The organism is Salegentibacter haimaensis (assembly GCF_054121495.1).
The window spans coordinates 1-22,248 of record NZ_JBSYGH010000014.1 but is presented as its reverse complement, the minus strand read 5'-3'; the positions used below and the strand labels follow the sequence as shown (position 1 = coordinate 22,248).

The window sequence follows — 22,248 nt, the reverse complement described above, 5'->3', positions numbered from 1 at the left end:
AATTACTTAATTAGTTTTCTAATTCCTGAAAGTACCATTGCAAGGATAGCGATCCCGGCAAGGATATAGAAGGTTACAAGTCCTGCTCCTACCCAGTGTGAACCACTGGCCGATAGCGTTCCGCCATCTTTAAGCTGTACCTCGCTACCATCGGTCACCAAATAGGCGATAGCGATAATCAACAAGAAGGCACCTACCGAAATTAGCGTGTTTTTGATATTTCCTCTAAATAGGCCTTTTATCACGAAGAATACTACCAGCAATATTACCACGGCCATAACCAGGTATGCCAGGAACATTATTGGAGCCAGAACCGAGTTCTGAACATCTCCAGAGGCCTCTATGGCATCGTCACCGGTGTAAACGATCCTACCCAAAAGGATTAGACCCAACACACCTATAACAATGGCAAGATATTTTAAAATCTTATGTATAGTCATAATCTAAGTTAAGTCTAATTATATTCTTTTTTTGTTTTTGTAGTCTACAAGCATATCGATTAGAAGGATAGAAGCATCTTCCATATCGTTAACGATGCTATCGATCTTAGCGATGATATAGTTGTAGAAAATCTGAAGGATAATAGCCACGATCAAACCAAATACTGTGGTAAGAAGTGCTACTTTAATACCTCCTGCAACAAGTGAAGGCTGCATATCTCCGGCGGCTTCAATTCTATCGAAGGCCTGAATCATACCAATTACCGTTCCCATGAAACCAAGCATTGGTGCAAGAGCGATAAACAGTGATACCCAGGATACATTCTTCTCAAGCTGTCCCATTTGAACCCCACCATAAGCAACAACTGCTTTTTCTGCAGCTTCAATGCTTTCATCGGCACGGTCCAGACCCTGGTAGTAAATAGAAGCTACGGGGCCACGGGTGTTACGACATACTTCTTTAGCGGCTTCAACTCCACCACTATTTAGTGCGTCTTCTACGTCCTGAGCAAGTTTTTTGGTATTGGTAGTAGAAAGGTTAAGGAAGATAATTCTTTCAATCGCAATGGCTAAACCAAGAATTAAACACAAAAGAACGATCCCCATAAACCCGGGACCACCTTCAATGAAACGTTTCTTTAATTCCTGATGAAAGCCCAGAGTTTCTTCTTCTTCCATCTCATCACCAGCGACAGTGTCCTGATCCTGCACAAAGGTCATTATATCACCCGGGAAATTTACACTATTGGCCGCATTCAGGTTTCCGGCACCTAGCACCATAACCGCGGCGATTACCAAAATAGAAAATAATCTTTTCATTACTGTTTGTCTTAATTTAATTAGTTAAAGGGTTTAAAGATATAAAAATAAAGTTTTAATAAAAATATAATAAAAAATGCAGAGAGGAAGGGATTCGAACCCTCGATACCCTTTTGGGGTATACACACTTTCCAGGCGTGCGCCTTCGACCACTCGGCCACCTCTCTATTTTTTCATTTTTTTAACGGTTGGCCAAATAACAAAAAAAAATAATTACCATCAAAAATGAGGCGTTAATTTTACAACATTTCACCCCTTAATGACGTTTCATAGATGGTTTTAAAGACTTTTGGAGATAAATCCTTGTCTAAAAGATACATCATTTTAGCCACTGCGGCTTCAGTTGTGATATCTTTTCCTGAGACCACTCCAATACGTTTTAAATCCACACTGGTTTCATATTGACCCATAACCACGCTGCCTGCAACGCATTGCGTCACATTTACGATCATTAGGCCATTATCGATATATTCTTTCAGCAAATCTACAAACCAGGCATCACTAGGTGCATTCCCGCTGCCATAGGTTTCCAAAATCACTCCTTTTAGGCCGGGTTTACTCAATACATGTCTTACCGAAGATTCTGTAATTCCCGGAAACATCTTTAAAATCAACACTTCATCGTTAAACCCGGTATGCAGCTTGGTGCGCTGTCTTCTGTTAGGTTTCCACAAAGCCTGATGATTTATCGACAAATACACCCCCGATTCGGCCAGCGGCGGATGATTCATCGAGGCAAAGGCCTGAAAATGTTCTGCATTGATCTTGGTGGTACGATTGGCCCGATAGAGTTTGTATTCAAAGTATAAACCTACTTCAGAGATTACCGGTTTTCCGTTTTTCTGCAATCCGGCGATTTGTATACTGGTAATAAGATTTTCTTTGGCATCGGTGCGCAAATCTCCAATGGGTAGTTGTGAACCCGTAAAAATTACCGGTTTGGTTAAATTTTCGAACATAAAACTAATTGCCGATGCAGTATAAGACATGGTATCACTACCGTGCAACACCACAAAACCATCGAAATCTTCAAATTTTTCGTTTATGATTTTACCTATTTGAATCCATCCCGCCGGATTCATATTCGAACTATCTATAGGATTTTCAAAACTTAAAGTCGTGATCTCGTGTTCCAGAATTTTTAATTCGGGAATATTTTGAAGCAATTCATCAAAATTAAAGGCTTTTAAGGCACCGGTATCATAATCTTTAATCATACCAATAGTACCACCGGTATAGATGAGGAGAATTTTAGCCTTTTTGCTCATACAGCGCTTCTTTGTTAATCACGGGATTGGCATACATCAATAAATAGCTATTTAGCTCTAAAGAATTCTTTAAATCTACCCTGCGGCTAATTCTGCGCTCGAACTGCCTTTTTTCCTTATCGGTGTATTTCTCCTTATAAGTATCGCTGTTATTCAACAAATCACAGGCGATATAATTTGCGGGCCAGAGTTTATAGTTGTGATGAATTTCTTCATCGATTTTAGACGCTATTGCCTGCAGTTGTTCGTTTACCGAGTTACTCCCCTTTTCGGTTTCCTGCAACCATTCCTTACTTAAAACCTCTCCTGCACAAATATGTATTCGACCTTTATTACCCAGGGCTCCCTGCATAATTGAATTAAAATCTTCATTTGCCGATTTCACATAGGTTTCCTTCATTCGTTTGGCCATTAATTCTGGCATCTTCAACAAATCGGTAGGATCGAATTCATAAGAAATTGAAACGGGGACGATGCGCATTTCAGCAAAATAGTCGGTTAGGCTCAATTTTCCTTTTGCCATCGCCAGCATTTTCAAGACCCCCTGTTGGGTATGATCGCTTCCATCTTTGGTTCTGCCTTCACGTTGTGCCATCCAAACCGACCGATTCTCGTCGAAAAGAAGGTGTTTTATATATTCTGAAAGCACCATAGAACTGCGCAGCATTTCCCTGGGACTAAGGCCACGCTTCACTAAAAAGTTTCGATTAAGGCGTGACAAGGCCATTAAGAACGGTTTCTGAACCAAATTATCTCCAATGGCTGAAGCCGTCATTATCAGGTTCTGCTCGAACAAACTGGTATTGAGCAAAGAAGTATCCAGGATGATATCTCTATGATTGGAAATATAGAAATACGAGGTATTCGCATCTAAATTTTCAAAACCTTCGTAGGAAAGTCCGTCGCTGCTTTTTTCTAAAACTTTTAGAACACTGTTATAAATTACCTGGGTTTGAAAATCTCTTATAGATTTACACTTACAAACCAATTCTGTAATTTCCTCATAGGATTTATCGGGAAAAGTAAACTGCAGCAAGGCTTTTATCATGGGGTGTTTTACATACTCCTTTAGAGCCGGTTGCACCTCTTCATCCTTATAAAACCTTATATCTTCAAAATTTTGCACGTAAATTCAAATTATCTTAGCAAATGAACAAAATTTAATTCTAACCCGCTTTAAATCCTGAAAATATCTTTAGAATTTGCCGTGGTAATTCTGGCGATTTCTTCAATTTCCACGGAATAGATTTCGGCCAGCTTTTCAGCGATTTTATATAAATAAGCCGGCTCATTTCTTTTTCCTCTATAAGGTGCGGGAGCCAGATATGGGCCATCGGTTTCCAAAACAATATTTTCCAGCGGGATTTTATCGAGGTATTGATCTATTTTCCCGTTTTTAAAGGTCACCACTCCTCCAATGCCCAGTTTCATATTAAAAGACAGGGCGCGCTGGGCCTGCTCGTAAGTCCCGGTAAAACAGTGAAAAATTCCGAAGAGATTTTCATCATTTTCAGATTCAAGCACCTCAAAGACCTCATCGAATGCATCCCTGCAGTGAATTACAATTGGTAACTTATATTTCTTAGCCAGCTGAATTTGCCGCTTAAAAGCATCCTGCTGAATCGCTAAAGTGCTTTTATCCCAATAAAGATCGATACCAATCTCCCCCACTGCGCAAAATTTTCGTTTGGAAAATTCTTTTTCTACAAAGCTGAGTTCTTCCTCATAGTTTTCTTTCACGTGAGTGGGATGCAGCCCCATCATAAGAAAAACCTTATCAGGATAGTTTTTTTCGAGCTTATACATAGCAGGGACGTAAGCAGAATCTATAGCCGGTATAAAAAACCTGCGAATATCATTATCTAAGGCCTGCATGATAAGGTGTTCCCTATCCTGGTCAAAATCTTCACTATATAAATGTATGTGAGTATCGGTTAAAGTCATAAAGGCAAAAATAATTTATTTTGAAGACCTATCTTTGTGAAAAAACCAGGAATGTCTTCACTAAAAAAATTGCTTAAAGAAAAAGGTTTCCACCGCATCAAATTAAAGGTTACCAAAACCAACCACCTCGAATTGGTGGCGAAAATAAACAATATTGAAGGGAATTTTATTCTTGACACCGGGGCCTCCAGTACCTGTGTGGGAATGGAAGCCGTGAAACACTTCGATCTCTTACCAGAAGACAGCGACATAAAAGCGGCCGGGGCCGGGGCTACCAATATGCTTACCCAGGTAGCGCTGAAAAACAAAATTGAAATTAAAGGCTGGAAAAAGAAAAAAATAGACCTGGTGCTTTTTGATCTTCGCCATGTAAATGAAGCTTTAATTCAACATGATGCCGAAAAAGTTCACGGCATTATAGGCGCAGACCTTCTCAACAAGGGAAAAGCGGTGATAGATTATAAGAACAAAGCACTTTATTTAAAATAAGGGGAAAATCCCCCCTTACCTCGCAAGCTTGTAATTTGTAGTTTTGGTCCTCTTGATTAATGTTAGACCAATGATGAAACAAAACTACCTCCCAATATGGATTCAGATTCTATTGATTCTGTCTGTGGTTGGAGTTTTGTTTCTCAATATTATTAATCTATTCTTGTTTTAGTTTGTTTTAGTGAAGGGTATTCGAATTAGACCATCTTTGAAATTTCAGGATGGTCTTTTTTTCTGAATCAGGTTCATTCCAAATCAAAAACTTCTAGCCTGTTAAGTTTATTTCTGAATATGCTCCAATAAAAAAGGCAGCCGATTAAATCAGCTGCCCTCATATCTTGTGAACTTTATATTTTTTAAAGTTCTAAAGCGCGTTTTACATCATTGTCCATTAGAAGTTCTTCAGGATTTTCAAGCGCTTCTTTAATCGCTACTAAAAATCCTACTGATTCTTTCCCATCGATAATTCTGTGGTCATAAGACAGGGCCACATACATAATTGGGCGAATTTCTACGTGCCCATCTATAGCTACTGGTCTTTCGACAATATTATGCATTCCAAGAATAGCACTTTGAGGCGGGTTGATAATTGGAGTCGACAACATAGAACCAAATACTCCACCGTTGGTGATGGTAAAAGTACCGCCGGTCATTTCATCTACGGTGATCTCACCATCTCTGGCACGTAAGGCCAATCGCTTCACCTCGTCTTCAACTCCTCTGAAACTAAGATTTTCAGCATTACGAATTACAGGTACCATTAATCCTTTTGGACCAGATACTGCAATACTGATATCCTTATAATCGTAGGTAATTTGGTGATCGCCGTCTATCATTGAGTTTACATCGGGATAAAGATCAAGGGCACGAACCACTGCAAGAGTGAAGAACGACATAAACCCAAGGCTCACACCGTGTTTATCTTTAAACTCCTCTTTATATTTCTTTCTAAGCGCGAAAATCGGGGACATATCTACCTCATTGAAGGTGGTCAACATCGCGGTATCATTTTTCGCAGAAACCAGTCTTTGCGCCACTTTTCGGCGAAGCATAGACATTTTCTTCTTGCTTTCTCCACGTTTTCCGGTTCCCGGTGTACCCATAGAAGCTTTAGCCTGCACAGCATCTTCTTTGGTAATTCTACCATCACGACCGCTGCCTTTCACATCTTTTGAATCCACGCCTTTTTCATCAAGAATCTTTTTAGCTGCCGGTGAAGGAGAACCCTTGGCATAGCTATCCTGATTTTGAGAAGGAGTAGATGATTTTGAAGGAGTTTCGGTTTTGGCCTCAGCTTTGTCCTTAGGTTCTTCTTTTTTCTCCTCTTTCTTTTCTGATTTTCCTTCGGGTTTTGCAGCATCGGTATCGATAAGACAAACCACCTCGCCTACAGCAACCGCGTCACCTTCTTCGGCTTTAAGGGTAATGATTCCGCTGGCTTCAGCAGGTAATTCCAGGGTTGCTTTATCGCTATCTACCTCGGCAATCGCCTGATCTTTTTCAACGTAATCCCCGTCTTCTACCAGCCATTGAGCGATTTCAACTTCGGTTATGGATTCCCCTGGGGATGGAACTTTCATTTCTAAGGCCATAATCTCTATTTTTATTATTGGTCTCTGCCAGAGCAGAAATGTTTTAAAATTATTCTTTTTTTATTATTTATTGTCTTCAGCAAGATTTTTATCGAAAACCTCGGCAATTACCCTGTCGTGCCGTTTTCTAAATCTTACGGCACTACCTGCAGCCGGGGAGCCGTAAAATTTACGGCTACATACCCTAAAGTTTCGGGATTCAGGGAAATGAAGCAGCATATGCCCGTAAGCTCCCATATTTCTGGGTTCTTCCTGGGCCCAAACCACATCTTCTGCCTTGTTATATTTTTCGATAATTTCTTTCATTTCTGAAGTTGGCAACGGGAATAATTGCTCTATTCTCACCAGAGCTACATCTTCCCTATTATCCTTTTCCCTCTGCTCAAGTAAATCGTAATAGAATTTCCCGGTACAGAACACCAGGGATTTAACTTTTGAAGCTTCAGCATTATCGGTATCCAGCACAGGTTTAAAGCTACCTTCAGCAAATTCTTCTTTGGTTGAAATCACTTTTGGGTGTCTCAATAAACTCTTTGGAGTAAAGATGATAAGTGGCTTCCTGAAGTTGGCCTTCATTTGCTTTCTCAACAAATGGAACATGTTTGCCGGAGTAGTAACATCGGCCACATACATATTATCGGTCGCACAAAGCTGAAGAAAACGCTCCATTCTTCCTGAAGAGTGCTCTGCCCCCTGGCCTTCATAGCCGTGTGGCAGGAACATTACCAATCCGTTTTGAAGTTTCCATTTATCTTCGGCAGCCGAGATATATTGATCTATCATAATTTGAGCCCCGTTCACGAAATCACCAAACTGGGCTTCCCAAATTGTAAGTGTTTTAGGGCTTGCCATCGCATAGCCATAATCGAAACCTACCACTCCATATTCTGAAAGCAACGAATTATAAACAAAAATATCACCGTCTCTGTCTGGTATATTATTATGTAAGATGATCTCTTCTTCGCTGTCTTCAACTTTTACAATAGCGTGACGGTGAGAGAAAGTACCTCTTTCACTATCCTGCCCGCTAATTCTAATATTATAACCTTCGGTTAAAAGCGAGCCGTAAGCCAGGTGCTCGGCCATAGACCAGTCTAGCTTATTGTCTTCAAAGTACATTTTCTTTCTTCCTTCGATAAGTCTAACGATCTTACGTAGAAATTTTTTATCCTCTGGAAGCTGGGAAACAGCTTCGGCTACTTTGTCAAGCTTTTCAAGCGGAAATGTAGTATCTACAGCCTCCATCATTTTATCTTCGGCAACAGAATCGAAACCTTCCCACTCATCGGCCATAAAAGGAGTGATCTTAGTGGTTTCTTCTTTACGGGAATCTTCAAGATTTTCCTCTAATTCAGCCTTATAATCGGCTTCCAGCTTTTTAAGATATTCATCGTCTATAATGCCTGAGGCTTTCAGTTTTTCAGCATAGATATCCCTGGCATTTTTATGTTTGGCAATAGCCTTGTAGAGCTTAGGCTGGGTAAACCTTGGCTCATCTCCTTCATTATGTCCGTATTTTCTATACCCCAATAGATCTATAAATACATCTCTTTTGAATTGCATTCTAAACTCAAGAGCGAATAATGTGGCGTGTACCACCGCTTCGGCGTCATCGGCATTTACGTGAAGTACGGGAGACAGGGTAACTTTAGCCACATCGGTACAATAAGTAGACGAACGCGCATCAAGATAGTTGGTAGTGAAACCTATCTGGTTATTTACTACAATATGAATTGTTCCGCCGGTGCCGTAGCCTTCAAGTTGTGCCATTTGCACTACCTCATAAACCACACCCTGGCCGGCGATAGCCGCATCTCCGTGTACCAGGATAGGTAGTACTTTGCTGTTATCGCGCTGGTATCTTCTGTCCTGTTTGGCACGTGCGATTCCTTCAACCACAGGCCCCACCGTTTCCAGGTGAGAAGGGTTGGGAGCTATATTTATATTGATTCCATTTCCGTTATCGGTAATGCGACAGGAAGTCCATCCAAGATGATATTTCACATCCCCGTCAAAAATATCCTGCTCATAATCCTTGCCATCGAATTCACTAAAAATGTCCTTGGCACTTTTCCCAAAAATATTGGTTAAGGTATTCAACCGGCCTCGGTGTGCCATTCCCATCACGAATTCTTTAACGCCTTTTTCAGCAGCTTTTTCTATAAGCGCATCGAGAGCAGGAATTAAACTTTCCCCGCCTTCTAATGAAAAACGTTTTTGCCCTACATATTTGGTATGCAGAAAGCTTTCAAACGAAACCGCTTCATTTAACTTTTTGAGAATTTGTTTTTTCCCCTCATTATCGAAAGAAGGCTGATTTTCGTTGACATTAAGTTTTTGCTGAAACCATTCGATCTCTTCAGGCTTACGAATAAACATATATTCGATCCCAATACTCTTACAGTACACATTCTTAAGATGCTCAACAATTCGTTTAAGCGGGCTTGGTCCAATACCTAAAAGTTCGCCGGCATTAAAAACAGTGTCAAGATCGGCATCAGAAAGGCCAAAATTTTCTAAATCGAGGGTTGGGGTATATTTTCTTCGCTCTCTTACCGGGTTGGTTTGAGTGAACAGGTGCCCGCGGGTGCGGTACCCGTCTATAAGTCGAATTACCTGAAATTCCTTAACTACAAAATCGGGAATTTCTCCTTCTTTAAATTCTACAGGTGCTTCCTGAAGAGTTTCGGGGGAAACCCCGTTATGTTCCATTCCAAAATCAAAACCCTGAAAAAAAGCCCTCCAACTGGGCTCTACACTATCGGGGTATTTTAAGTACTGGTCGTATAGGTCGGCAAAATATGCGGTATGTGCGGCATTTAGAAATGAGAATCTATCCATAGGTGGAAGCTAATGTGTCTTTTTAATACAAAACACAGCAAAAATACAATTTTTGATAAAAACAGGCCTTAGCGAACTATATATTTATCCTATGGATTATAAGAAATTTAACAGCTCTAATCTGGTTTTAATTAGGGATAAATCACTAACAGTTTAGAATGCCTGAAAATATTAAGATGGAGACCAGGAGCTTAAAAAATGGCTTTTGAAATTAAACCTGCCGGTTCATTAAGCTCATTCCGAAATTTCGAAGAGGTTCTTTTCTCTTTTCATCAACCTCAATTTCGTCCAGAACTTTAAAAGCTTTTTCTGTGTATTTTTCAATCTCCTGCCGGGTGAGTTCGGCAGCCCCGCTCCGGTCAAAAATCTGTTTTACCGCATCGATCTTTCCCGAGTTCTCTATAGGGCTAATGCTATATAAATGTTCCAGCTGCCGGGCTTCTCTTTTGCCTGAAGTTTCCAATGCTTTTAGATACAGGAAGGTTTTTTTGTTTTCGATAATATCCCCTCCCAGTTGTTTGCCGAAACTTTCGGGATCACCAAAGGCATCCAAATAGTCATCCTGAAGCTGAAAAGCTATCCCAAGCAGGCGGCCATATTCATAAAAAGCTTCCTGGCAGGCCTCAATGGCCCCGGCTACGATGGCGCCCATCTGCAAAGAGGCACCCACCAAAACCGCGGTTTTATACTCGATCATTTTTAGGTAATCTTCTATACTTACATCTTCCCGGGTTTCAAAATCCATATCATATTGCTGACCCTCACATACCTGGATCGCGGTGCGGCTAAACAATTTTGCCAATTGCTTAAAAGTATCGCCTTCGTAATTTTCAAAAAGCTGGTAAGCATTAATGAGCATAGCATCACCCGATAAGATCCCCGTATTGATATCCCATTTCTCGTGTACGGTTTGCTTTCCTCTTCTTAAGGGAGCATCATCCATTATATCGTCGTGTACCAGGGAGAAATTGTGAAAAATTTCAATGGCCAGAGCGGCATCCATAGCTTTATGATGGTCTGCCCCTAAAATATCGGCTGCCATTAAAACCAATACCGGCCTTAGACGCTTACCCCCCAGCCCTAAAATGTACTGCATGGGTTCATACAGATTCCTCGGTTCCTTTAAGGAATTATGGTTCTCAAGATATTCAGAAAAAGCTTCCCTATACTGTGATACAGACAACATGTAAAAAATTTTTGTGCTAAAATACCATAATTGGGCGGTTTACAAATTTTGCCCTAAAGTTAATTTTTTGGAAATCTTCGGAAACTTTTGTTGCTTGATAAGTTTCCAGGACGTACTTTTGCCGAAATTTTCAAAGCAGGTGAGAGAACAAATTATAGCCACGGCGATAGATATGTTTTTGGAGGAAGGTTTCAAAACGGTTACGATGGACGATATTGCGCAAAAAATGGCCATTTCGAAAAAAACCATCTATGCCCATTTTTCCACCAAAACCAAACTAATCGAAGCCAGTGTAAACCAAATTATAGCCGATATTACCGAAGGCATACAATTAATGCAGGACAGCAAGTACAATGCTATAGAAGAGATTTTCCAGATGAAAAAATACACGATGGAAATTCTAAAAAACGAACAATCGGCGCCCCAGTTTCAACTGAAGAAATATTACCCCAAAATTTACGTGCAAACCCGTAAACGCCAGTTCGAAATAATGCAGCAATTTGTGACCAGTAATTTGGAGAGCGGGATTACCAGTGGGCATTATCGCAGTAATTTACCCATATCTTTTATAAGTCGCATTCACTTTGCCGGAATGCTCGCCATAAAAGACCTGGATCTTTTTCCGCAGGAAGAATACAGCACCGCAAAATTGCTTCAGTATTATCTGGAATACCATCTAAATTCTATTTGCACAGAAAAAGGAAGGGAAGTATTAAATCAATATCAAACCAATTTCAAATAACATTTATGAGACTCAGCTTACTCATTATTATGATCTTTCCGGCCTTCCTGTTTTCACAGGAACCTCAGCCCCGAAGTTTTTCGCTGCAGGAGGCGCTGGAGTTTGGAATTCAGAATAATTTCAATTCTCAAATCGCAGAGAAAGACATAGATAAGGCCATAAAACAAAAATGGGAAATCATCGCCCAGGGCTTACCGCAACTTAGCGCCACGGGAGATTACCAACGCTATATCAAGCAACCGGTTACCCTTATCCCGGGTGAGATTGCAGGCGGCGAACCGGGGACTTTTGTGCCGGTGGTTTTTGGAACCAAACAAAACCTAAACGCCACAGCAACCTGGAATCAGCTTATTTTCGATGGCTCTTATATCGTTGGGGTGCAATCGGCACAAACGCTTTTGCAGATCTCTAAAAACGCCAAAACCAAGACAGCCCAGGAAGTTAAAAAAGCGATTATCAACGCATACGGAAATGTTTTGCTGGCCGAAGAAAGCGTTGAGATTCTCACCAAAAATCGCGACAACCTTCAGAAAACCTTCGACGAGACCCAAAAAATCTTTGAAAATGGTCTTACCGAAGAAGAAGATGTTGAACAATTGGAGATCACTCTCATTGGCCTGGAAAACAACCTTAACCGAAGCAGCAGAATGCGCGATATTGCCTATGAGATTCTAAATCTCAGCCTGGGCCTTCCCGTAGAAACGCCTCTTATTTTAACCGATGAATTAGAGACCATCACGATGCGCTATTTCGATCTTTCCCTGCTTGAAAAAGATATCAATGTAGAGGAAAATATAGATTATAGAATTGCTAAAAACTCGGCAGAATCGGCCGAAATTCAGGTGAAGTTGGAAAAATCGAAGGCTTTGCCCAGCTTAAGCGGATATTTAAATTATGGCGTGCAGGGTTTCAGCAATAGCTTTACTTTCTTCAATTCAGACCAGGATTATTTTGGACAGTCGGTTTTAGGGATTAGCCTTAATATTCCAATTTTTAGCAGTGGGATGCGAAGTGCCAGGACTCAGCAAAAAGAAATCGAATACGACCAGGCTATGCTGGAGCTGGAGCAAACCCGAAACGATGTGATTCGCCAAATCAATTCGGCCAGAACCGACTATGAATACAATCTCGAAAATTACCAGAACCTGCAGAAAAATCTGCAACTGGCCGAGCGTATTGAGCGAAAAAACCAGGTGAAATTTTTTGAAGGGATTGCCAGCAGTTTCGAATTGAGTGAAGCCCAACGCCAACTCTACAGCGCCCAGCAGGATTTGCTCCAGGCTATGCTCGATGTGATTACTTCAAAAGCAGAATTAGAAAATTTACTAGATACTTCAAAATATAACGATGAGAACCAAAAATAAAATTTCAGTAAAATTTATAAGTGCGATTTTATTAGTTGCCTTAAGCAGCAGTCTTTTTTCCTGCGGAAATAAAGAAAACCGTGAGCTGGAAGAGATAATTGAAACCGAAGATCTCGAACAAATAAGAGCCGAAAAAGCCAGACTTGGCCAGCAACAAAGTGAGCTTAGCGCCAAAATCGACCAGTTAGACGAGGCGATTAAAAGACTGGACAAATCCCGCCGCCTGGATCTGGTAACCACGATGACTTTAAAAGACACCGTCTTTAAACATTATGCTGAAGTTCAGGGAGACGTTACTACCGATGAGAATATTCTAATCTATCCCGAATTTTCAGGAATTCTTAGTCAGTTAAATGTTAGAGAAGGCCAGCAGGTGCAACGCGGGCAGGTTTTAGCCCGAATCGACGACGGCGGACTTTCAAGCGAACTCGCCCAATTGGAAGCCAGAGCTACTTTGGCAAAAACCACTTTTGAAAGACAGGAAAGGCTCTGGAATCAAAATATTGGTTCTGAGATTCAATACCTGGAAGCCAAAACCAATTATGAAGCGCTTCAAAATTCGGTAAACCAGTTAAAATCACAAATTTCGAAAACCGTGGTGAGGGCTCCGTTCAGCGGGGTGATAGACGAGGTGATAAGCGAAGAAGGCGAGGTAGTGAACCCCGGGCAAAATGCATTATTCAGGCTTATTAACCTTAATAATATGTATATAAGAGCTGCAGTACCCGAGTCATATCTCAATCAGATTGAAGTGGGGAGTGATGTGCAGATTGAATTGGCTTCCTCACGCAAGCGCTTTGATGGCAAGGTTAGGCAGGTTGGCAATTTCATCAATCCTAACAACCGCAGTTTTAATGTTCAAATCGATGTGCCTAAAGAAGCGGGAAATATTAAACCCAATCAAATAGCTACCATTCATCTCAATGATTATTCTGCAGAAAACAGCATCATAATTCCCGAAAACAGTTTGCTTACCAATGCCCTTGGAGAAAGCCTGGTTTATGTTCTTGAAATTTCAGAGAATGATGCTACGGGCACTGCTAAACAGGTACAGGTAGAAACAGGCTATAATTATGACGGTAAGGTGGAGATTCTTTCGGGTCTTGAGCCGGGACAGGAACTTATTGTAGAAGGAGCCAGAAACCTTAGAGACGGGCAGGAAGTACAAATAAGAAATTAAAATAATGAAATTAGATAGAGAATTTAAACTTTCTTCCTGGGCTATTAACAATAAGATGACGGTCTACGTGATTATGGCCATCATCATAATTGGAGGTCTAATGTCTTATTACAATATGCCCCGGGAGACCTTTCCCGAGGTAATTGAAACCAAGATCTATGTGAGCTCGGTAAACCCAGGGAACTCGGCCGAAGATGTCGAGAAATTTATTACTGAACCCCTCGAGGAAGAATTCAACAATATTGGTGGCGTAACCGAAATCACTTCAACTACCTTTCAGGATTACTCGATGGTGATTGTGGAGTTTGAAGAAGATGTAGATGCCGATGTCGCCAAACAAAAAGTAAAAGACAAGGTAGACCTGGTTAAGGCTGAAACCACCTGGCCTACGATGGACAATGGCGCCAAAGTAGAACCAAATGTTTTTGACCTCAACCTTTCAGAAGAAATGCCAATTCTGAATGTGAATCTTACCGGTGATTACACCGTTCAGCAATTAAAACAATATGCCGAATATCTTCAGGAACGAATAGAACTGCTGGGCGAGATCAAGGAAGCCAGTATTAGAGGTGCTGAAGATATGGAGGTTGAGATCGCCGTAGATGTCTATAAAATGACCGCCTCCCAGGTGAGTTTCGACGACATCATCAATTCGGTAAGAGGCGAAAATCGCACAATTTCGGGAGGAAATGTGATCTCGGGAGGAAGCCAGAAAAACATCAGGATTATTGGCGAGATCGAGGACCCTGCGGAACTTCAAAACGTCGTGGTAAAGCGTGATGAAGGCCTTATTTTCCTGAGAGATATTGCAAATATCAATTTCAGGGAAAAAGACCCTACCACCTTTGCCCGTGAATATGGAGACCCCGTGGTGATGCTGGACATCAAAAAACGCAGCGGCAGAAATATGATCGAGGCGGTAGACAAGATCAAGGAAATAATAAAAACCGAGCAGGAAGAATATTTGCCCGAAAGCCTTCATATAAGCCTTAGCAACGACCAGTCTACAGACACCCGAAATCAGGTTGATGATCTGGTAAACAACATCATCTTTGGGGTGATTTTGGTGGTTTTGGTGCTTATGTTCTTTTTAGGCTTTAGAAATGCGCTTTTTGTAGGAATCGCGATTCCGCTTTCTATGCTGCTTTCTTACATCATCCTTTCCAGTATGGGCTACACCTTAAACACTATGGTGCTTTTTGCCCTGGTAATGGGTCTTGGAATGCTGGTAGATAACGGAATTGTGGTGGTTGAGAATGTTTATAGCCTAATGGATGAGGGTATGCCCCGTCTAAAGGCAGCAAAACAAGGCCTTGGAGAAATAGCCTGGCCTATAATCGCTTCTACCGCCACTACCCTGGCCGCTTTCTTTCCTTTGGGATTATGGCCGGGAGTAATTGGGAAATTTATGGTGATTTTTCCCATAACTTTATCTATAGTTCTGGGCTCCTCTCTCTTTGTGGCTCTAATCATAAATTCGATGCTCACCTCGCAATTTATGCGCACAGAAGAAGAAGAATTCACCAAAAAACGCCTGATTAAAGTAAGCACCTATTTAGGAGTTTTCGGAATAATTCTACTCGTTCTGGGGTTTGCAATTTCGGCCGGGGTTTTTAGAGCAATAGGAAATATTCTTATTTTGGGCGCCATCCTTTTATGGCTTTATAAATATGTGCTTTCAAAAGGGGTAGATTTCTTTCAAACCCGGGCACTTAAGTGGATGGAAAATGTCTATGAGAAAACCTTAAAATTCGCTCTTAGAGGCAAGAAAGCCTATTTCTTTTTCTTCGGAACCCTGTTTCTTTTATTCGTTTCTTTTATTCTAATTGCCATCGTGCAGCCAAAGGTTTTGTTTTTCCCTGAAAATGAACCCAAGCAAATTATCACTTACATAGAGTATCCTCAGGGAACCGATATTGAAAAAACCAATGCGCTTACCAAAGAAGTGGAACAGCGTATTTATGAGGCAATTTCGAAATATGAAGATGAAGACGGTTATAACTTTATGGTAGAATCGGCTTTTTCTCAGGTGGGTGAAGGCGCCGGAAACCCGATGACCGACGGCGGCCAGTCTAATGAAATGCCACACCGGGCGAAAGTTACCCTTTCGATGCGCGAATTCAATGAACGGCGGGGCGTGGCAAGTAGCACCGTGCTTTCTGAAGTTCGCGAGGCAGTACAGGGCTTTCCCGGAGTGAGTATAATTGTAGAAAAAGATGCCGCAGGGCCACCTTCAGGTTATCCAATCAATATTGAAATTACCGGAGAAGATTACCAGGCAATGCTGGCCGAGGCAGAAAATATTAGGTCTTATATTCAGGATTTAAGCATTCCAGGGATTGAAGATCTCAATATAGACGTTAATAAAAGCAAACCCGAACTTGAAGTTAAAGTAGATCGCAGAAAAGCAGGGCAACTTGGCGTTTCTACCGGGGCCGTGGGTCAAACCTTAAGAAGGGCCATATATGGGGAAGAAATTTCAACCTTCAAACAAGGTGGAGAAGATTATGATATTATTGTAAGATTTCAGGAAGATTTCAGGTATAATCAAAGCGCTTTATTCAATCAACCTGTAACCTTCAGAGATCAAAATACGGGACAATTGGTGCAGGTACCTATTTCGGCAATGGTCACCACCAAACCGGCCTCCTCGTTCAGTTCTATAAAAAGAAAAAACCTGAAAAGGGTCATCACTATTTATTCCAACGTATTGCAGGGATATAATGGGAATGAGATCGTAGACCGACTCAAAACCGAATTGAAAAATTATGAGCTTCCGAAGGATTTAAATTTAAAATTTACCGGCGAACAGGAAGAACAGGAGAAAAACATGGCCTTTTTGATAAAGGCATTGCTTATCGCTTTAGGTGGGATTCTCTTGATCCTGGTTGCTCAGTTTAATTCGATATCAAAACCTGTGATTATCTTAATGGCGGTGATGCTTAGTTTGGTAGGGGTATTCTTCGGATTGATTATTTTCCAAATGGATTTCATCATAATTATGACGATGATGGGAATTATCTCCCTGGCGGGTATTGTGGTTAACAATGCCATTGTTTTGGTAGATTACACCCAGATTCTTATAGACCGAAAGAAAAAAGAAGTAGGGATAGACGATGATGAATTGTTAACCCGTGAACAGTATTTTGATTGTATAATTCGCGGAGGAAAATCCAGGTTACGACCGGTTTTACTTACGGCCATAACCACAGTGTTAGGTTTATTACCCCTGGCAGTAGGTTTAAATATAGATTTCTTCGGGCTATTTATAGATTATAATCCCCGAATTTACATTGGAGGAGATAACGTAATCTTTTGGGGGCCACTGGCCTGGACGGTGATTTTTGGTTTGATCTTCGCCACCTTCCTAACCTTAGTGGTGGTACCGGTTATGTTTTACCTGGTTAACCGCAATAAGGTTAATTTTGCCAATAAAATAGAAGAGCGGCGACGACAAAAATTAGCTGCCAAAGCCTAATAAAAAACCCCAAAGTGATTGCACTTCGGGGTTTTTTATTTAATATTTAGAATAGTTTTAATTTCTATCTACTACGGCATTTCCATCTTTCCAGGTATTAACCCCGGCAATTCGGTTATTGCTATAATCTACTTCGGTTAACTGGTCGCCGTTCCAAAAAAACCACTTACCAGTTTTTGCACCCAGGTAGTATTCTGCGAGGGCCTCCTTTTTACCGTTTTGATCATAAGAAACCCACTTCCCGTGGAGTTTTCCGTCCTTGTACGTTCCTTCCTGCCTAATACTTCCGTCTTCATAATAAAATGTTCCTTTTATCAATTCACCATCTTGTTCAAATTTAGGCTCGATTTGAGCCTGGGCTAAATTCAAGCCCCCCACAGCAATAATTGCTGTTAATAGTAATGTTTTGATCGTTTTCATAGCAGGATGTCATTAATCTTATCTTCACAAAGATAGCATTTTATTTACATTAATAAAATAATTAGGTAACATTAACTTAACATTGGAGATGTAAAATTCTTTATTTCAATAGGTTATTCTTATGTAAAATCCGAAATTTGTAAGCTTTAGTCACTCTTTTTATAGCTAATTGGTTAGGCAAAAGCCATTTTTACTTCTTACTTTTGCGCCTCTAATTAGTTAAGAAAAATATGTACAGAAGTCATACTGCCGGCGAGTTAAATGCCGCTCATATTACAAACGAGGTAACACTTTCTGGATGGGTTCAGAAAATAAGAGATAAAGGCTTTATGATTTGGGTAGACCTCCGGGATCGCTACGGAATTACCCAGCTGATTTTTGATGAAGAGCGCTCTTCCAAAGAACTTATGGAGCACGCCCGCGAGCTAGCCCGCGAATTTGTGATTCAGGTGAAAGGTGAGGTGATAGAAAGAGAATCAAAAAATCCAAATATTCCCACAGGAGAGATAGAAGTTTTGGTTGCTGAATTAACTATTCTAAACCGCTCGCTTACTCCTCCTTTTACTATTGAAGACGAAACCGATGGCGGCGAGGATCTAAGAATGAAATATCGCTATCTGGACATTCGCCGCAACCCGGTAAAAAATAAGCTGAAATTTCGCCATAAAGTAGGAATGGAGGTAAGAAATTACCTTTCTAACCAGGATTTTGTTGAAGTTGAAACCCCATATCTCATTAAATCCACGCCCGAAGGTGCCCGCGATTTTGTGGTGCCCAGCCGAATGAACGAAGGCCAGTTTTACGCCCTGCCGCAATCTCCTCAAACTTTTAAGCAGTTGCTTATGGTGGGCGGTTTGGATAAATATTTCCAGATCGTTAAATGTTTTAGAGACGAAGACCTGCGTGCCGATCGCCAGCCCGAATTCACCCAGATAGACTGCGAAATGACTTTCGTGGAACAGGAAGATATTCTAAACATTTTTGAAGGTTTAACCAGGCATCTTTTGAAAGAAATCAACGGGGTTGAAGTTGAAGAATTTCCAAGAATGACCTATGCCGAGGCGATGAAAAAGTATGGTAATGACAAACCCGATATTCGCTTTGGAATGGAGTTTGCCGAACTCGATGAACTTGCTAAAAATAAAGGTTTTAATGTTTTTGACCAGCAGGAATTAGTGGTTGGAATCGCTGTTCCCGGGGCTGCAAATTATACCCGTAAAGAAATAGATAAGCTAATCGCCTGGGTGAAACGCCCTCAAATTGGGGCTACCGGCCTGGTGTGGGCGAAATACAATGAAGATGGCAGCTTAAAATCTTCAGTAGATAAATTTTATTCTGAAGAAGATTTAAAAGCCTGGGCTAGTGCAACCTCAGCAAATCCCGGAGATCTAATTTTGGTAATGGCAGGAGATGCCAATAAAACCAGAACCCAGCTCAGCGCGCTTCGAATGCATCTTGGAAACGAACTCGGTCTAAGAAAAGCAGATGAATTTGCTCCGCTTTGGGTTGTAGATTTTCCACTGTTGGAATGGGACGAAGAAACCGCAAGGTATCACGCCATGCACCACCCTTTTACCTCGCCGAAGAAAGAGGACATTCCGCTTTTGGAAACCGAACCCGGGAAAGTACGTGCCAATGCCTATGACCTTGTGTTAAACGGAAACGAAATAGGCGGAGGTTCGATTAGAATCCACGATAAGGAAACTCAAAGTAAAATGTTTGATTTTCTTGGATTTACTCCTGAAGAAGCCAAAGCTCAATTCGGCTTTTTGATGGAAGCTTTCCAATACGGGGCTCCCCCCCACGGCGGAATAGCTTTTGGATTTGATAGATTGGTAGCGATCCTGGGCGGCCAGGAAAGCATTAGAGATTTTATCGCATTTCCAAAAAATAACGCGGGTAGAGATGTGATGATCGATGCTCCGGCAAAACTGGATGAAGCACAACTTAAAGAACTACATCTCAAGTTAAACCTATAAATCTTTCTAAATTGAAATAAGAAAATCCCGCCTTTGTGCGGGATTTTTTATCTTCACTCGCAAATTCAGAGACAGAGTGAAGAATTTCGCGAAATCTATTCCCGGCAAATTGATGGTCTGGACCAACGAGCATTTAAGCAATCAGCAATTCCTGATGATCTTAAGTGCCATTATTGGATTCCTGGCCGGTTTGGTGGCAGTGAGTATTAAAAACCTCACGCATTATATTCAGTTATTGCTGGAAGACGAATTTATCGTGAACTACCACAATGCCTTTTACTTCATCTTTCCGGTAATTGGTTTAGCGCTTACCCTGATTATTATAAAATTCGGCTTAAAAAAAGACATAGGAAACGGAATTCCTACAACCCTATACGCCATTTCCCAACGGCAGGGATTAATGCGAAAATTCCAATCTTATGCCTCGCTTTTAACAGCGCCGCTCACGGTTGGGTTTGGAGGGTCGGTAGGACTCGAGGCCCCTACCGTGGCAACCGGAGCCTCAATTAGCTCAAATCTCTCGCGGCTGTTTAAGATGAACCAGGCCTCGAGAACATTGCTTATAGGCTGCGCAGCCGCAGGAGCGATGAGTTCGCTATTTAAAGCGCCTATAGCAGCCATCATTTTCGCGATTGAAATTTTTAGCCTGGATCTAACCCTGGTTTCGATGATACCCCTGCTCCTGGCTTCGGTTTCAGCGATACTAACTTCCTATTTTTTCTTCGGAAATGATATTATTCTGCATTCCCAGCTTACCGACGAATTTCAGATTTCCGAAGTACCATTTTACATCTTATTAGGGGTGATCGCATCGGTTTGCTCAATTTATTTCACCAGAATTTACTTCTGGTTTAATAAGATGTTCGGCCGAATAAAATCGGCTTCAACCCGGCTTCTCATAGGGGGTTTTGGCCTGGGAATCCTCATCTTTTTTATTCCTCCTTTATATGGGGAAGGTTACGATGTAATCAATAATTTGTTGCAGGAAAATTATATGTATGCCCTGCAAACCAATTTATTCGATGAATTTCTCGATAATATTTGGGTAGTAGTCATTTTACTGGCAGGGTTGGTGATTTTTAAGATCGTAGCCACCTCCCTCACCCTGGGCGCAGGCGGAATTGGCGGAATTTTCGCCCCGGTGCTTTTTATGGGTAGTGCTATGGGGCATTGTTTTGCGCTTATCATAAATCATCTCGGGATATTAAAAAATCCGATTTCAGTCGGGAATTTTACACTGGTAGGTATGGCAGGGCTTATGGCCGGAATTATGCACGCGCCCTTAACCGCGATATTCCTCATCGCCGAACTCACCAGCGGTTATGAACTTTTTGTTCCCTTAATGATCACAGCTGCAATTTCATTTATGATAAGCAGCCAGTTTCAACCCCATTCGGTTTATACGATGGACCTGGCTTCACGCGGCGAACTCATCACGCATAATAAAGATCAAACCGTGCTCACTTTGCTCAATATTAGACAGGTGATTGAAAAGAATTTTGTTCCGCTTAAGATAGATATGAAATTAAGGGATGTAATTCACGAGGGAGTGATAAAATCCTCGCGAAATATCTTTCCGGTCTTAGATGAAAATGATAAATTCATGGGGATAATTTTGTTAGATGATATAAGGCCCATTATGTTCGATCAAAAAATGTATGATGAGGTAAAAGTGAGTGAAATTATGCAAAGAGCACCCGAATTGATCGACATCGAGAAAGACCCGATGAAGGAAATTATGCGGAAATTTCAGGAAAGCAATGCCTGGAACTTGCCGGTGGTACAGGATGGGAAGTACATAGGGTTTATCTCAAAATCGAAATTGCTCACGGCATACCGCCAAAAATTAATTGAAGTAACCGTTTAGATTATGAATTTAGTAATGAAAATTTTAGGAATTGGGATTCTTATCGCCATTGCTGTAGGTTTTTATCTACGTAGTACCGGCGATGTGATTTTAGGCGATCGCATCATAGGAATTGCTGTTTTAGCCACAGCTTTTATACTTATGCCCATATTTTTATATGTACGCTGGAAGGGAAAAAGGCTCAAAGACTACACTCTCACCAAGGAGAATATGGATCGCATGAAAGACCGCGGACTCGACTGAGCCTCAGCTTTTAAAAGCTTTTCAAAATAATTTTGAAATTATTAAGAAGACCTCAAAATTATATTCTTATGTTTGTACTTTATTAATTATTATTTTTTTACAATGGAAGGTACAGTTAAATTTTTCAACGAATCCAAAGGTTACGGATTCATTACTAACAGCGAAACCGGAAGAGACATTTTTGTTCACATTACCGGGCTTAATGGTGAAACCATTGCCGAGGGTGACCGTGTTGAGTATGTTGAAGTAGAAGGAAGAAAAGGTGTAAACGCGAGCGACGTTCGTGTGATCGAGTAATATATTCCTATTTCGAAAAATTAAGAGGCTGTCTGAAAAGGCAGTCTCTTTTTTATTGGAAATAATTCAGGATAGTATTATTTTCATGGTATGAAAGCT

General features: G+C 41.0%; 18 protein-coding genes and 1 tRNA gene. 9 read left to right on the top strand and 10 right to left on the bottom strand.

Annotated elements, in window-relative coordinates; all coding sequences use genetic code 11:
• Positions 1–2: 2 nt before the first annotated feature.
• The 6 genes from ACW6QP_RS12830 to ACW6QP_RS12805 all read right to left on the bottom strand — a co-directional run bounded on the left by ACW6QP_RS12830 (position 3) and on the right by ACW6QP_RS12805 (position 4,471).
• The gene (locus ACW6QP_RS12830) at positions 3–440 is read right to left on the bottom strand and encodes a hypothetical protein (RefSeq protein WP_457911270.1); all 438 of its coding nucleotides are present in this window, start codon (positions 438–440) and stop codon (positions 3–5) included.
• A gap of 18 nt (positions 441–458) precedes the next feature.
• Positions 459–1,259 (bottom strand): MotA/TolQ/ExbB proton channel family protein, encoded by an 801-nt coding sequence (locus ACW6QP_RS12825; protein ID WP_457911269.1) that lies wholly within the window; start codon positions 1,257–1,259, stop codon positions 459–461.
• A gap of 79 nt (positions 1,260–1,338) precedes the next feature.
• Positions 1,339–1,426, bottom strand: a tRNA-Ser gene (locus tag ACW6QP_RS12820).
• 72 nt (positions 1,427–1,498) lie between these two features.
• On the bottom strand, positions 1,499–2,527 hold the full coding sequence (locus ACW6QP_RS12815; RefSeq protein ID WP_457911268.1) for an asparaginase: 1,029 nt from the start codon (positions 2,525–2,527) through the stop codon (positions 1,499–1,501).
• Positions 2,511–3,653, bottom strand: coding sequence for a 1-acyl-sn-glycerol-3-phosphate acyltransferase (locus ACW6QP_RS12810; protein WP_457911267.1), 1,143 nt, complete (start codon positions 3,651–3,653; stop codon positions 2,511–2,513). The genes ACW6QP_RS12815 and ACW6QP_RS12810 overlap by 17 nt, the downstream gene beginning before the upstream one ends.
• Before the next feature lie 50 nt (positions 3,654–3,703).
• Positions 3,704–4,471, bottom strand: a complete 768-nt coding sequence (locus ACW6QP_RS12805) for a TatD family hydrolase (protein WP_457911266.1) — start codon at positions 4,469–4,471, stop codon at positions 3,704–3,706.
• 51 nt (positions 4,472–4,522) lie between these two features.
• On the opposite strand from ACW6QP_RS12805, the gene ACW6QP_RS12800 reads away from it, so the two are divergent.
• Complete coding sequence (locus tag ACW6QP_RS12800; RefSeq protein ID WP_457911265.1) at positions 4,523–4,960, top strand: retropepsin-like aspartic protease; 438 nt, start codon at positions 4,523–4,525, stop codon at positions 4,958–4,960.
• A 356-nt stretch (positions 4,961–5,316) separates the two neighbouring features.
• Here the strand turns inward: ACW6QP_RS12800 and odhB are convergent, their stop codons facing one another.
• The 3 genes from odhB to ACW6QP_RS12785 all read right to left on the bottom strand — a co-directional run bounded on the left by odhB (position 5,317) and on the right by ACW6QP_RS12785 (position 10,579).
• Positions 5,317–6,552, bottom strand: a complete 1,236-nt coding sequence (odhB, locus tag ACW6QP_RS12795; RefSeq protein ID WP_457911264.1) for a 2-oxoglutarate dehydrogenase complex dihydrolipoyllysine-residue succinyltransferase — start codon at positions 6,550–6,552, stop codon at positions 5,317–5,319.
• Between the two features lie 63 nt (positions 6,553–6,615).
• On the bottom strand, positions 6,616–9,393 hold the full coding sequence (locus ACW6QP_RS12790; protein ID WP_457911263.1) for a 2-oxoglutarate dehydrogenase E1 component: 2,778 nt from the start codon (positions 9,391–9,393) through the stop codon (positions 6,616–6,618).
• Positions 9,394–9,604: 211 nt separating this feature from the next.
• Positions 9,605–10,579: a polyprenyl synthetase family protein gene (locus tag ACW6QP_RS12785; RefSeq protein WP_457911262.1), complete on the bottom strand. Its 975-nt coding sequence runs from the start codon at positions 10,577–10,579 to the stop codon at positions 9,605–9,607.
• Positions 10,580–10,718: 139 nt separating this feature from the next.
• Between ACW6QP_RS12785 and ACW6QP_RS12780 the strand changes: the two genes are divergently transcribed.
• The 4 genes from ACW6QP_RS12780 to ACW6QP_RS12765 are packed head-to-tail and all read left to right on the top strand — an operon-like array spanning position 10,719 to position 17,343.
• Positions 10,719–11,321: a TetR/AcrR family transcriptional regulator gene (locus ACW6QP_RS12780; RefSeq protein WP_457911261.1), complete on the top strand. Its 603-nt coding sequence runs from the start codon at positions 10,719–10,721 to the stop codon at positions 11,319–11,321.
• 5 nt (positions 11,322–11,326) lie between these two features.
• On the top strand, positions 11,327–12,685 hold the full coding sequence (locus ACW6QP_RS12775; RefSeq protein ID WP_457911260.1) for a TolC family protein: 1,359 nt from the start codon (positions 11,327–11,329) through the stop codon (positions 12,683–12,685).
• On the top strand, positions 12,669–13,865 hold the full coding sequence (locus ACW6QP_RS12770) for an efflux RND transporter periplasmic adaptor subunit (protein ID WP_457911259.1): 1,197 nt from the start codon (positions 12,669–12,671) through the stop codon (positions 13,863–13,865). The genes ACW6QP_RS12775 and ACW6QP_RS12770 overlap by 17 nt, the downstream gene beginning before the upstream one ends.
• A gap of 4 nt (positions 13,866–13,869) precedes the next feature.
• Positions 13,870–17,343, top strand: a complete 3,474-nt coding sequence (locus tag ACW6QP_RS12765; RefSeq protein ID WP_457911258.1) for an efflux RND transporter permease subunit — start codon at positions 13,870–13,872, stop codon at positions 17,341–17,343.
• Between the two features lie 57 nt (positions 17,344–17,400).
• On the opposite strand, the gene ACW6QP_RS12760 is transcribed toward ACW6QP_RS12765, so the two are convergent.
• Positions 17,401–17,763 carry a toxin-antitoxin system YwqK family antitoxin gene (locus ACW6QP_RS12760; protein ID WP_457911257.1) on the bottom strand — a complete coding sequence of 121 codons (363 nt, stop codon included), beginning with the start codon at positions 17,761–17,763 and terminating at the stop codon, positions 17,401–17,403.
• 230 nt (positions 17,764–17,993) lie between these two features.
• Between ACW6QP_RS12760 and aspS the strand changes: the two genes are divergently transcribed.
• The 4 genes from aspS to ACW6QP_RS12740 all read left to right on the top strand — a co-directional run bounded on the left by aspS (position 17,994) and on the right by ACW6QP_RS12740 (position 22,149).
• Entirely contained in the window at positions 17,994–19,742 is a 1,749-nt protein-coding gene (gene aspS, locus ACW6QP_RS12755) for an aspartate--tRNA ligase (RefSeq protein ID WP_457911256.1), read from the top strand.
• A gap of 112 nt (positions 19,743–19,854) precedes the next feature.
• Positions 19,855–21,609, top strand: a complete 1,755-nt coding sequence (locus tag ACW6QP_RS12750; protein ID WP_457911324.1) for a chloride channel protein — start codon at positions 19,855–19,857, stop codon at positions 21,607–21,609.
• Between the two features lie 3 nt (positions 21,610–21,612).
• Positions 21,613–21,852, top strand: a complete 240-nt coding sequence (locus tag ACW6QP_RS12745; protein ID WP_457911255.1) for a hypothetical protein — start codon at positions 21,613–21,615, stop codon at positions 21,850–21,852.
• A 102-nt stretch (positions 21,853–21,954) separates the two neighbouring features.
• Positions 21,955–22,149 (top strand): cold-shock protein, encoded by a 195-nt coding sequence (locus ACW6QP_RS12740; protein ID WP_457911254.1) that lies wholly within the window; start codon positions 21,955–21,957, stop codon positions 22,147–22,149.
• The last annotated feature ends 99 nt before the right edge of the window (positions 22,150–22,248 follow it).